We start from the raw sequence: 11,788 nt of genomic DNA, 5'->3' as shown, positions 1-11,788 counted from the left end.
GGCCCGGGTCGCGTCCGATACGAAAGGAAAGTACGGACGACATGGCTGTCACAGCGTTGCAGGTCGGTGCAGGTGGCGGCTTCGACACCGTCACCGAGGTCGCGCTCGCCGAACACACACCCGGCGACGGTGAAGTACGGGTGCGGATTCGCGCCGCTTCGCTCAATTTTCACGACTTCGCCGTTGTCAGCGGGCTCAAGGGCGTGAGCGAACCCCGAATACCGCTGTCCGACGGCGCCGGTGAGGTGATCGCGATCGGACAGGACGTCACCGAGTTCGCTGTGGGCGACCGCGTGGTGAGCACATTCTTCCCCGACTGGATCGACGGAGAACCCACCGCCCAAGGATTCGAACGCGTACCGGGTGACGGCATCGACGGCTTCGCACGCACCGAGGTCACGATGCCGGCGGCCGCATTCACTCGTGCACCCGAGGGCTACAGTCATGCCGAAGCAGCGACCTTGACGACAGCCGGATTGACAGCGTGGCGGGCACTGTTCGTCGACGGTGCGCTCCGTCCAGGACACACCGTCCTCACCTTGGGGGCCGGTGGCGTATCGATCTTCGCACTGCAATTCGCCAAGTCTGCTGGTGCAACAGTGATCTCCACCTCGTCGAGCGACGACAAGCTGGATCGGCTCCGCGAGATCGGGGCCGATCACGTCCTCAACTACCGCTCCACACCGGACTGGGGCGCCGCGGTCCGCAAGATCACCGGCGACCGCGGAGTCGACCACGTCATCGAGGTCGGCGGCTCCGGAACAATGCAGCAGTCGATGACTGCATCCCGCGTCGGCGGCCACATCGCCATGATCGGCGTCCTCACCGGTACCGGAGGTGACGTCCCGATCCGTCTGGCTCTGGCCCGTCAACTTCGAATGGGTGCATTACTGGTGGGCAGTCGCCGGCACCAACTCGACATGATCGACGCCATCGAATCGACCGGCCTGCGGCCGATCATCGACCGGCACTTCCCCCTGGTCGATCTCGTAGAGGCGTTCCACTACGAGAAGTCCGGTGGCCACTTCGGGAAGATCTGCGTAGACATCTGAGCACACGATCTTGCAGCGTCGACGGTCGCTGTGGAACAACAGATTTGGGAGAGCAATGAACAACCATGCCGAACCGACCGTGGTCATCGTCCCCGGTCTGCGCGACCACGTCGCCGACCACTGGCAGACCCGGCTTGCCGATCGCCTCGACCGGGTGCGCACGGTACCCCCGCTCGAGCACGACAAGCTGAGTCTGGCGGCCCGGATCGCCGCGCTCGACGCGGTAGTGGGTGAGGTCGACGGACCTCTGGTTCTTGTGGCGCACAGCGCCGGTGTCCTGATCGCTGTGCACTGGGCGCAGCAGTCGACCAGACCGATCCTCGGTGCCCTGCTCGCGACGCCGGCCGATCTGGAGTCCCCGCTACCCGAGAACTATCCCACGATGGATGATCTCGAACAGGGTGGCTGGCTTCCGATCCCGCGACGCCGTCTCCCCTTCCCCAGCATCGTCGCGGCGAGCAGCAACGACCCGCTCGCAGAGCAGCGTAGGGTCGCAGGCCTGGCCGAGGTGTGGGGTAGCCGGTTCGTCGACCTGGGTGAGGTCGGACACCTCAACCCCGCGTCGGGATTCGGCGAGTGGCCGAAAGCCGACGAGTTCCTGCAAGAACTGCTCGACCGATGCGAGGCGGCCACGTCATGACCAAGGTCTACGCTACGGCGGCCGACGCGGTCGCCCATATCCCCTCCGGTGCGTCGCTGGCCGTCGGTGGTTTCGGCCTGTGCGGTATCCCCGACGAGTTGATCGCCGCGATCGCCGCCGGCAACGCCACCGACTTCGAGGTGTTCTCCAACAACTGCGGCGTCGACGGCCACGGACTCGGGATTCTTCTCGGGGAAAAACGGATCCGCCGGGTCACCGCGTCGTACGTCGGTGAGAACAAGGAATTCGCACGCCAGTACCTCTCCGGTGAACTCGAGGTGGAGTTGACACCGCAGGGCACCCTCGCCGAGAAACTCCGCGCCGGTGGTGCCGGGATTCCGGCGTTCTTCACTCCCGCGGGTGTGGGCACCCCGATCTCCGAGGGTGGGTTGCCGTGGCGGTATGCGGCGGACGGGTCGGTGCAGATCGCGTCGCCGGCGAAGGAGATCCGCGAGTTCCGTGGTAAGCGGTATGTGCTCGAGGAGTCGATCAGCGCCGACTATTCGTTGGTGCATGCGCTGCGGGGGGATACCGAGGGCAATCTGGTGTTCAACAAGGCCGCGATGAATTTCAATCCGCTGGCGGCGATGGCCGGCGCGGTGTGCATCGTGCAGGTCGAGGAGCTCGTCGAGCCGGGTGAGATCGATCCGGGGCAGGTGCATCTGCCGGGTGTGTTCGTCGATCGGATCGTGCACACCGGCATCCAGGACAAGCTGATCGAGAAGCGCACCGTCAGCGCCGGAAAGGGAGCGTGAGCATGAGCACCAGTGTGGACACCGCCGAGACCGTCGGGTGGTCGCGGATCGAGATGGCTGCGCGTGCCGCGCAGGAACTGTCACCGGGTGAGTACGTCAATCTCGGTATCGGCTTGCCGACCCTGATCCCGAATTATCTGCCCGAGGGTGTGCAGGTGACGTTGCACAGTGAGAACGGGATCTTGGGCACGGGCCGGTATCCGACGGACGAGGAGGTCGATCCGGATCTGATCAATGCCGGTAAGGAGACGGTGACGGTCGATCCGGGTGCGGCGTTCTTCGATTCGGCACTGTCGTTCGGGATGATCCGTGGTGGTCATATCGATACCGCCGTGCTCGGTGGTATGGAGGTCTCCCAGACCGGGGATCTGGCGAATTGGATGGTGCCGGGCAAGATGGTCAAGGGCATGGGTGGTGCGATGGATCTGGTGCACGGTGCTCGTAAGGTGATCGTGTTGATGGAGCACACCGACAAGTCCGGTGCGCCGAAGATCGTCGATTCGTGTTCGCTTCCGTTGACGGGTGAGGGCGTGGTGCAGCGGATCGTCACGAATCTTGCCGTCATCGATGTCACCGACGATGGTCTGGCTCTGCGTGAGTGCGCGCCGGGTGTGACCGAGGAGCAGGTCCGAGCGGCCACCGGAGCCTCCCTGACCACGACCGTCTCCCTCTCCTCCCGAATCTGATCCTGAAAGCGACTCCACAATGCTCAACTTGTCTGTCCTCCTGGAAGATTCCGCCCGGCGATACCCGTCCCGTGACGCACTGGTGCTCGGAGACACTCGCATCAGCTACGCCGAACTCGACTCCCGCTCGAACCAGGTCGCCAACCTCCTGATCGAACACGGTATCGAGCCCGGCGATACCGTCGCTATGTCGTTCCCCAACGTGCCCGAGTTCCCGATCGTCTACTACGGCATCCTCAAGGCCGGCGCGGTCGTGGTGCCGCTGAACATCATGCTCAAGGGTCGCGAGATCGCCTATCACCTCGAAGATTCCGGAGCAAAAGCCTACATCTGCTTCGAGGGCGGTCCGGACCTGCCGATCGGCGAGTTCGGCCGAGCGGGATTCGAGTCGGCAACACAGTGCCGCGTCATGTTCGTCGCGGGCCACGAGCCTGGAACCGGCACTGGCACCGGCGACGTTTCGGGTCTCGAAGCTGCACTCGCGGAAACCTCGGACGCATTCTCCACGGTGGTGCGCGCACCGCAGGACATCGCGGTCATCCTCTACACGAGCGGTACCACCGGAAAACCCAAGGGCGCGCAGCTCTCCCACTCCAACATGGTGATGAATGCCGTCACCTCGAACCGACTGTTCGACAGCAACCCGATCCGCCACGACACCTACCTCGTGACGCTACCCCTGTTCCATTCCTTCGGTCAGACCGTGACGATGAACGCGGGACTGTCGGTGGGCGGCACTCTGGTATTGCTACCACGATTCGAGGCACGCGCAGCCTTGAGACTGATGACGGACGAGGGCATCACCGTTTTCGCCGGTGTGCCGACAATGTATTGGGGCCTGCTCAGCGCACTGGACGAGAGTGTGGATGTCGACCGGATCGCCGCGACGATGCGTCGCGCGATCTCGGGGGGAGCAGCACTTCCCGTCGAAATCCTCACTCAGTTCTCCGAGCGTTTCGGTGTGCAGATCCTCGAGGGTTACGGCCTCTCCGAGACCTCGCCGCTGGCCCTGTTCAGCGACCCGGAGCGCGAACCCCGCCCCGGATCGATCGGTGTCCCGGTGTGGGGAATCGAGGCGCGACTCGTCGACACGGAGTGGAACACCGTGACCGACCTCGACACTGTCGGCGAGATCGCAGTGCGGGGACACAACGTCATGTCCGGCTATCTCGGCCGCCCCGAAGCGACCGCCGAGGTGATGCGCGACGGATGGCTGCGCACAGGCGACCTCGCCCGACGGGACTCCGACGGCTTCTATTACATCGTCGACCGCGCAAAGGACCTGATCGTGCGCGGCGGTTTCAACGTGTACCCACGGGAGATCGAGGAAGTGCTGATCACGCACGCCGCGGTCTCGCTCGCAGCAGTGATCGGCGTGCCTCATCAGACGCACGGCGAGGAGGTCAAGGCGTTCGTCATCCTCGAACCGGGCAAGCAGGTCGAGGAGGCCGAACTCATCGCGTGGTGCCGGGATCAGATGGCGGTGTACAAGTACCCGCGATCGATCGAGTTCACCACAGTGCTCCCGATGACCGCGACGGGCAAGATCCTCAAGCGCGAACTCGCCACGAAGGCAGGTCGCCGATAACACCAGTTCACCAGGGGATCCGAGGCAGAGCTAGCGAAGTTTCCAGGTTAGGTTATGCTAACCGTTTTGTAAGGTGTCCTAAAGGGATTACCTGCCCTTCGTAAGCGAGCAGCAAGGAAAACGATGAACGCCTCCCGCCTGTACCGAGGTGCCGTGTTCGGCACGTTGGCAGCCCTTGCCCTGACGGCATGTTCGAGCGACCCCGCCACCGAGTCCTCCGACGACACCGCCGCCACGACCGTCACGGTCGAGGACAACTTCGGTACCCAGACGGTCACCGTTCCGCCGCAGTCCGTGGTCGCCACCGACAACAGCACGTTCGAGACCCTCGACACGTGGGGCATCCCGCTCGCCGCAGGCGCTGTCTCCCTGATGCCGGACACGATTTCCTACACCGAGGACGCCAGCATCGTCGACCTCGGTTCGCACCGCGAGCCCAACCTCGAAGCCGTCGTCGCCGTCGACCCCGACCTGATCATCAACGGTGGTCGCTACGGGCAGTACCGCGAGAAGTTCCAGGAACTCGCGCCGGACGCGACCATCGTCGAGGTCGCCCCCCGCGACGAGGAGGCGTTCGACTCCGAGCTCAAGCGCGGCGTCACGGTTCTCGGCGAGATCTTCGACAAGCAAGCCGAGGCGCAGGAACTCAGCGACGCGTTCGACGCATCGATCGCCCGAGTCCAGGCCGCATACTCGCCCGATCAGTCGGTGATGGGCATCATCGTGTCCGGCGGTCAGATCGGCTATGTGGCTCCGAGCAACGGCCGCACCATCGGTCCCATGTTCGACATCTTCGACTTCACCCCCGCACTCGAGGTACCCGAGGGATCCGACGACCACCAGGGTGACGACATCTCCGTCGAGGCCATCGCCGCATCCAACCCGGGCCTGATCATCGTCATGGATCGCGACGCCGCTGTCTCGGCCGACGGCCCGGACTACGTGCCCGCAGCGACGGTCCTCGAAGACTCCGCGGCGCTGCAGAACGTGCCGGCAATCCAGGACGGCAACGTCATCTACCTGCCCGCCGACACCTACACCAACGAGAGCATCCAGACCTACACGGAGTTCTTCAACTCCCTCGCAGATCTGCTCGAGAAGAACGCACAGGGCGCAGAGAACAACTGATCCAGCGCGTCGATCGCCGCGGGTTCGGCCATCAGGCCGGGCCCGCGGCCGATGTGATTCACGAGTGAGAACAACGGTGAGATGAGTACGCAGATCAGACCCTCCCGGACGCGGGACAAGCTTTTCGACTGGAAACTCCTACTGGGTTTCCTGGGGGTCGGACTCCTACTGGTCGTATCTCTGTTCACCGGTGTGTTCGACATCTTCGGTGGCGAGTTCGGCTGGGAGATGTTCAGTATCACCCGAATCCCCCGCACGATCGCGCTGGTCCTCGCCGGCGCGGCCATGGCGATGTCCGGCCTCGTGATGCAGTTGCTCACCCAGAACCGCTTCGTGGAGCCGACCACCACCGGGACGACCGAGTGGGCAGGTCTGGGGCTGCTGATCATGATGATCGTCTTCCCCACCGCAGGCCTCATGCCCCGCATGCTCGGCGCCATCGTCGCCGCATTCATCGGGACGATGATCTTCTTCCTCTTCCTGCGCCGCGTGCAGTTGTCGTCGTCGCTGATCGTTCCCATCGTCGGCATCATGCTCGGCGCTGTGGTGGGTTCCATCACCACATACATCGCCCTCGCGACCGACAAACTCCAGAGCCTGGGCATCTGGTTCGCCGGGAGTTTCACGTCGATCATCAAGGGCCAGTACGAAGTCCTCTGGGTGGTCGCCATCGTCGCGGTCCTCGTGTTCATCGTCGCCGACCGGTTCACGGTGGCGGGACTCGGCGAGGACGTGGCCACCAACGTCGGCCTGAACTACAACCGCATCATTCTTCTGGGCACGGGCCTCATCGCGGTCGCCACCGGCGTCGTCACCGTGGTGGTGGGCGCTCTCCCGTTCCTCGGGCTGATCGTCCCCAACATCGTGTCGATGTTCCGCGGTGACGACCTGCGCAGCAACCTCCCCTGGGTGTGTCTGCTCGGCATCGCTATCGTGACCGTCTGTGACCTGATCGGCCGGACGATCATCATGCCGTTCGAGATTCCGGTGTCGCTGATCCTCGGCGTCGTCGGCTCCATCGTCTTCATCGCCCTGCTTCTCCGGAGCCGCCGCAATGCCTGATACACAAGCGCCTGTCACAACAGATCGTGGTGCGGCCGTCGTCACACCGTCCACCGCGACGATGTCCACCGAGACAGTGCGGAAACGACACACAGGTACCGGGGCTTTCTCGACCGTGCGGCAACGACGTCGCTACTGGATCCTCGTGGGTGCCCTCACCCTCCTCTCCGTCGTGATCGCCGTGGGACTGGTGGCCTGGGACAATCCGGTCCAGTTCGGGACTACGGGTTACTGGCGGATCGCCCGGATGCGTGCCACCAATCTCGTCGTGATCCTGCTCGTCGTGGTGTGCCAGGCAGTCGCGACGGTGTCATTCCAATCCGCGACGAACAACCGCATCATCACGCCGTCGATCATGGGGTTCGAGGCACTCTACGTCGCGATTCAGACCGCCGCCGTCTTCTTCCTCGGCGCAGTGGGGGTGACGACCCTCCAGGGTGTGCCGCAGTTCGCCTTGATGCTGGTGCTCATGGTCGGCTTCGCGCTGATGCTCTACGGGTGGTTGCTGTCCGGTAAGTACGCGAACCTGCAGGTGATGTTGCTGGTCGGCATAGTGCTCGGTGGCGGACTCGGCTCCGTCGCGACGTTCATGCAGCGCATGCTCACGCCCAGCGAGTTCGACATTCTCACCGCCAAGCTGTTCGGCTCGGTGTCCAACGCGGACGCGTCCTACCTGCCGCTGGCGATCCCGCTCTGCGTCGCCGCCGCAGGAACGCTGTGGTGGCGGTCTCGCAGACTCAACATCGTCGCACTGGGCAAGGATGTGACGACCAATCTCGGCATGAACCATCGCCGCGAGATCATCCTCATCCTGTTTCTGGTGTCGGTCCTCATGGCCACCACCACGGCTCTCGTCGGCCCCCTGACCTTCCTCGGTTTCCTCGTGGCGACCCTGGCCTACCAGTTCGCGAACACACACGACCACCGCTTCGTGTTCCCGGTGGCGATTCTGACCGGATTCGTCATCCTCGGCGGTGCATATTTCGTGCTCAAGAACATCTTCTACGCCGAGGGCGCCGTGTCCATCATCATCGAGGCCGTCGGCGGTTCGGCCTTCCTCTACGTGATCCTCCGAAAGGGCAGACTTTGATCGAGATCAAGGGACTCCGTAAGGAGTACAGCAGCACGGTCACGATCGGCGAGATCGACCTGACCATCCCCGCAGGTGGCATCACGGCCCTCGTCGGACCGAACGGAGCGGGCAAGTCGACGATGCTGACGATCGTGGGCCGGTTGCTCGGCGCCGACGCCGGAACCATCGAGATCGCCGGCTACGACGTCTCGAGCACCAAGTCGAAGGACCTCGCGAAGATCGTCTCGGTGCTCCGCCAGGAGAACCACTTCGTGACCCGGTTGACGGTGCGGCAGCTCGTCGGTTTCGGCCGGTTCCCGCACTCGAAGGGCCGTCTCACCAGCAAGGACGAGGACGCCATCACCCAGGCCATCGAGTTCTTCGGCCTCACCGACCTCGAGCACCGCTACCTGGATCAGCTCTCGGGCGGGCAGCGGCAGCGCGCCTACGTGGCGATGGTGCTGTGCCAGGACACCGACTACATCCTGCTGGACGAACCGCTCAACAACCTCGACATGAAGCACTCGGTCCAAATGATGCAGCATCTCCACAAGGTGGCCGTCGAACTCGGGCGCACCGTGGTCATCGTGCTCCACGACATCAACTTCGCCGGCCACTACGCCGACCGGATCTGCGCGATGAAGGACGGCAAGGTCGTGGAGTTCGGGACCCCCGACGAGATCCTGGTGGACGAGGTCCTCACCGGAGTTTTCGATACCCCCGTCACCTGCGTCGACGGGCCGAACGGCCGCCTCGCCGTCTATTACTGAGCAGCACGCCGGTACTGAGCAGCACGCCGGCCGGACTCAGAACAGAGTCATTTCGGCATCTGCAGCGGGCGAGGCATTCTTGGTCTCGACCGCTGCGGGCGTGCTCTTCGGGACCTCGATGGGACCGGGCCGGGCGGCCGCCTCGCGTGCTGCCTCACCGGCAAGCTTGTCGGCGACCTCATTGAAGTGATTGCCGACGTGCCCGCGCACCCAGCGGAACCGCACGGGCCCCTTGCGCTCGGCGATCTCGCGGTCGATGTCGCGAACCAGATCGAGGTTCTTCACCGGGGCACCCGAGGCCGTCTTCCAGCCCTTGCGTTTCCAGCCGGGCAGCCACTCGGACGCACACTTGATGGCGTACTGGGAATCGGACTCGATGATCATCGGGTCGGAACCGGGATGTGCGCGAAGCGCTTCGAGCAGTGCCCGCAGTTCCGCGATCTGATTGGTTCCCGAACGCTCACCCCCCGATGCACTGGGGCCTTCGTGATTGACCCACGCCCACCCGATGGCGCCACCGGGATTGCGCAAACAGGATCCGTCGGTGCTCACGATGATCATGTCGCGACCATAGCCTTTCCGTCCGACACCGTCTAAACCCGAGTTTCGTTCACGGGCGTACGGTGATTCGGTGCCCACGTCCACGTTCACCACGGACACCCGTATAAGAGTGCCATGGCCCGTCGACCTCGCGTCGACGCTGCTGCCTCTCCAGCGTGGCGCGTGGGATCCATGTCACCGCACCGACGGCGCCGCCGTGTGGCGGGTGTCTCGGATGGAGTCCGGTCCGGTGACATACCGCCTGACCCAGGACGGCCCGAACGGAGCACGCGCACAACTGTGGGGCCCCGGTTCGGCAGAACTACACGAACAGCTCCCCGCACTCCTCGGTGCTCATGACGACCCGTCCGGCTTCGCACCCGAACATCCCGCGCTCGTCGAGGCCCACCGGCTATTCCCTGCACTGCGGATCACACGCACCGGACGCGTCTTCGAATCGCTCGTCCCGGCCGTCCTCGAACAGCGTGTGCACGGCGTCGCGGCGTTCGCATCGTGGCGCCGCCTCGTCACCCGCTTCGGCGAACCCGCCCCGGGCCCCGCACCGACAGGTATGTGTGTTCCGCCGAGCGCCCAGGTGTGGCGGCGAATCCCATCGTGGGAGTTCCACAAGGCGAACGTCGACCCCGCCCGGGCGCGCACGATCGTGCGGTGCGCGCAGCTCGCCGACCGTCTCGAGCGCCTGTGCGACGACCCCCCGGACGAAGCCCAGCGGAAACTGAGGTCCCTGCCGGGAATCGGCGTGTGGACCGCCGCCGAGGTCGCGCAGCGCGCGTTCGGCGACGCCGACGCACTGTCGGTGGGCGACTATCACCTGGCGAACGTCGTCGGCTGGTCGCTGCTCGGCGGACCGCTCGACGACGACGGCATGGTCGAGTACCTCGAACCACTACGTCCTCACCGCTATCGGGCGGTGCGCTTGATCGCCGCATCCGGTGGGTACTCCCGAGTGCCGAAACGCGGGCCTCGCACGCCCATCACCGACCACCGCGGACGGTGACAGGGACGGGCCTCATGGAACTTTCGTCCCGGGCATCGCCGAACGTAGACTCCGTCGCATGCCCGCCATCGATGCCCCGACCGGTCCGGTCAGTGCTATCCCGACCGGTCCGGTCAGTGCTATCCCGACCGGTCCGGTCAGTGCTACCCCGACCGGTCCGGCTCGACTCGAGCATCTCCCCAGCTTCCTGCTGAGCCAAGCCGCGCTTCACATCCACCGCGTCGTGTTCGACCGCCTCGACGCCTCCGATGCTCGCGGGCACCATTACCGCGTGCTCGCCGCGCTCGACGAGTACGGGCCGTCCAGCCAGGTCGATCTGGGACGCCGATGCGGTCTGGATCGCAGCGACGTGGTGTCCGTCGTCGACGCACTCGTCGATCGGCACTTCGTCGAACGCGCTCCCGACCCGAGCGACCGGCGCCGGAACATCATCAGCCTCACCCGCCGAGGACGGAACCGGCTGTTCGACCTCGAGCTCACGCTCACTGCGGTGCAGGACGTGGCGTTCGCACCACTGGATGCGGACGAACGTGCGCAATTCACTGCGATGTTGACCAAGCTTGTGGAGCATCACTCCCGCACCGACCGGTAACCACGCGGCCTCTCTGGTCGTAGGTGACCGATCAGACATCCCTGGATCTCAGCTGTCAAGCAGCGAGGGTGTGCTGACGATGCGACCACGCGGTCGCCTGGTCATAGTGCGTGTGGGTCTTGAGGCAGCCGTGGAGGATGCCGACGAGCCGGTTGCCGACCTGCCGCAGAGCGGCATTGTGGCTGACGTCGCGGGCGCGAAGCTGGTCGTAATAGGCACGGACCTGCTCATCGTGCAGGAGCGCGCAGGAAGCCTGCATGTGCAGGGCATCGACAAGCCGATCGTTATGTATATGCCGGGCGGAGACCACTCGCGTTTTGCCGGACTGCCTGGTGATCGGACTGGTCCCGGCGTAATTCTTGCGCGCCTTCGCGCTGGTATAACGGCCCGGGGCGTCCCCGAACTCGGCAAGCACCCGGGCACCGAGAACGACGCCGAGACCGGGCTGGCTGAGCAGGATCTCAGCATCCGGGTGCTCACCAAAATGCGCCGACACGTCTTTCTCGAGGTTCGCGATCTCGGAGTTCAGCGTCGTCAGGATCGCCACGAGTGACCGGACCGTCGCCGCATACGCCGTGGTCACAGGAGCGGGCTGGCCGAGGTGTTCGGCGCGCAGTACCTGCTGGAGCGCCGCCGCTTTGGTCTCGATGTCACGGCGGCTCTTCAACGCGGCGGTGATCTGCCGGAGGGTGAGCGCGGCGGCCATATCCGGGGTCGGGGCCTTGGCCAGCAGGGTCAACACTGGGGTGGAGGTGAGCCCGAGCGGCGTGTAGGCCTCGAGCGCGGCGGGGAAGTAGTCCCGCAACGCTACCCGCAACCGCAACAGGTGGCGAGTGCGTTCCCAGATCAGCGTCTGGTGAGCGCGGGTGACTACCTTGACCGCCT

General features: G+C 64.8%; 13 protein-coding genes. 11 read left to right on the top strand and 2 right to left on the bottom strand.

Annotation, left to right across the window (positions count from 1 at the left end; translation table 11 throughout):
* The first annotated feature begins 41 nt into the window (after positions 1–41).
* The 9 genes from Q7514_RS04305 to Q7514_RS04265 all read left to right on the top strand — a co-directional run bounded on the left by Q7514_RS04305 (position 42) and on the right by Q7514_RS04265 (position 8,753).
* Entirely contained in the window at positions 42–1,052 is a 1,011-nt protein-coding gene (locus tag Q7514_RS04305; protein ID WP_330132034.1) for a zinc-dependent alcohol dehydrogenase family protein, read from the top strand.
* Between the two features lie 55 nt (positions 1,053–1,107).
* Complete coding sequence (locus tag Q7514_RS04300) at positions 1,108–1,692, top strand: RBBP9/YdeN family alpha/beta hydrolase (protein WP_330132033.1); 585 nt, start codon at positions 1,108–1,110, stop codon at positions 1,690–1,692.
* Positions 1,689–2,447 (top strand): CoA transferase subunit A, encoded by a 759-nt coding sequence (locus Q7514_RS04295; protein WP_330132032.1) that lies wholly within the window; start codon positions 1,689–1,691, stop codon positions 2,445–2,447. Before Q7514_RS04300 ends, Q7514_RS04295 begins: the two co-directional genes overlap by 4 nt.
* Positions 2,448–2,449: 2 nt before the next feature.
* Positions 2,450–3,133, top strand: coding sequence for a CoA transferase subunit B (locus Q7514_RS04290; protein WP_330132031.1), 684 nt, complete (start codon positions 2,450–2,452; stop codon positions 3,131–3,133).
* A gap of 19 nt (positions 3,134–3,152) precedes the next feature.
* Entirely contained in the window at positions 3,153–4,721 is a 1,569-nt protein-coding gene (locus tag Q7514_RS04285) for a long-chain-fatty-acid--CoA ligase (protein WP_330132030.1), read from the top strand.
* 123 nt (positions 4,722–4,844) lie between these two features.
* Positions 4,845–5,849, top strand: a complete 1,005-nt coding sequence (locus tag Q7514_RS04280; RefSeq protein ID WP_330132029.1) for a siderophore ABC transporter substrate-binding protein — start codon at positions 4,845–4,847, stop codon at positions 5,847–5,849.
* Between the two features lie 81 nt (positions 5,850–5,930).
* Positions 5,931–6,911 carry an ABC transporter permease gene (locus Q7514_RS04275; RefSeq protein ID WP_330132028.1) on the top strand — a complete coding sequence of 327 codons (981 nt, stop codon included), beginning with the start codon at positions 5,931–5,933 and terminating at the stop codon, positions 6,909–6,911.
* Between the two features lie 61 nt (positions 6,912–6,972).
* Positions 6,973–8,001, top strand: coding sequence for an iron chelate uptake ABC transporter family permease subunit (locus tag Q7514_RS04270; RefSeq protein WP_330132628.1), 1,029 nt, complete (start codon positions 6,973–6,975; stop codon positions 7,999–8,001).
* Positions 7,998–8,753, top strand: coding sequence for an iron ABC transporter ATP-binding protein (locus Q7514_RS04265; protein ID WP_330132027.1), 756 nt, complete (start codon positions 7,998–8,000; stop codon positions 8,751–8,753). Before Q7514_RS04270 ends, Q7514_RS04265 begins: the two co-directional genes overlap by 4 nt.
* Positions 8,754–8,789: 36 nt before the next feature.
* Here Q7514_RS04265 and Q7514_RS04260 read toward each other — a convergent pair whose 3' ends face one another.
* The gene (locus tag Q7514_RS04260; RefSeq protein ID WP_330132026.1) at positions 8,790–9,314 is read right to left on the bottom strand and encodes a ribonuclease H family protein; all 525 of its coding nucleotides are present in this window, start codon (positions 9,312–9,314) and stop codon (positions 8,790–8,792) included.
* A gap of 70 nt (positions 9,315–9,384) precedes the next feature.
* On the opposite strand from Q7514_RS04260, the gene Q7514_RS04255 reads away from it, so the two are divergent.
* Both Q7514_RS04255 and Q7514_RS04250 read left to right on the top strand, forming a co-directional pair.
* Positions 9,385–10,311 carry a DNA-3-methyladenine glycosylase family protein gene (locus tag Q7514_RS04255; RefSeq protein ID WP_408016031.1) on the top strand — a complete coding sequence of 309 codons (927 nt, stop codon included), beginning with the start codon at positions 9,385–9,387 and terminating at the stop codon, positions 10,309–10,311.
* Positions 10,312–10,369: 58 nt separating this feature from the next.
* Positions 10,370–10,903 (top strand): MarR family winged helix-turn-helix transcriptional regulator, encoded by a 534-nt coding sequence (locus Q7514_RS04250; protein ID WP_330132024.1) that lies wholly within the window; start codon positions 10,370–10,372, stop codon positions 10,901–10,903.
* A gap of 55 nt (positions 10,904–10,958) precedes the next feature.
* On the opposite strand, the gene Q7514_RS04245 is transcribed toward Q7514_RS04250, so the two are convergent.
* On the bottom strand, positions 10,959–11,788 hold an 830-nt coding region (locus Q7514_RS04245; protein WP_330132023.1), incomplete at its 5' end, for a transposase.

Source organism: Rhodococcus artemisiae, from assembly GCF_036327795.1.
Lineage (GTDB): Bacteria > Actinomycetota > Actinomycetes > Mycobacteriales > Mycobacteriaceae > Rhodococcus > Rhodococcus artemisiae.
The sequence above is the reverse complement of the archived record's forward strand: the minus strand, read 5'-3'. Positions and strand labels throughout refer to the sequence as shown.

What these genes read in the sequence shown, in the direction of transcription:
- Q7514_RS04270 (WP_330132628.1), top strand. Translation starts at nt 6,973, where the DNA reads ATGTCCACCGAGACAGTGCGGAAACGACACACAGGTACCGGGGCTTTC.
- Q7514_RS04275 (WP_330132028.1), top strand. Translation starts at nt 5,931, where the DNA reads ATGAGTACGCAGATCAGACCCTCCCGGACGCGGGACAAGCTTTTCGAC.
- Q7514_RS04250 (WP_330132024.1), top strand. Translation starts at nt 10,370, where the DNA reads ATGCCCGCCATCGATGCCCCGACCGGTCCGGTCAGTGCTATCCCGACC.
- Q7514_RS04285 (WP_330132030.1), top strand. Translation starts at nt 3,153, where the DNA reads ATGCTCAACTTGTCTGTCCTCCTGGAAGATTCCGCCCGGCGATACCCG.
- Q7514_RS04300 (WP_330132033.1), top strand. Translation starts at nt 1,108, where the DNA reads ATGAACAACCATGCCGAACCGACCGTGGTCATCGTCCCCGGTCTGCGC.
- Q7514_RS04280 (WP_330132029.1), top strand. Translation starts at nt 4,845, where the DNA reads ATGAACGCCTCCCGCCTGTACCGAGGTGCCGTGTTCGGCACGTTGGCA.
- Q7514_RS04295 (WP_330132032.1), top strand. Translation starts at nt 1,689, where the DNA reads ATGACCAAGGTCTACGCTACGGCGGCCGACGCGGTCGCCCATATCCCC.
- Q7514_RS04305 (WP_330132034.1), top strand. Translation starts at nt 42, where the DNA reads ATGGCTGTCACAGCGTTGCAGGTCGGTGCAGGTGGCGGCTTCGACACC.
- Q7514_RS04260 (WP_330132026.1), bottom strand. Translation starts at nt 9,314, where the DNA reads ATGATCATCGTGAGCACCGACGGATCCTGTTTGCGCAATCCCGGTGGC.
- Q7514_RS04290 (WP_330132031.1), top strand. Translation starts at nt 2,450, where the DNA reads ATGAGCACCAGTGTGGACACCGCCGAGACCGTCGGGTGGTCGCGGATC.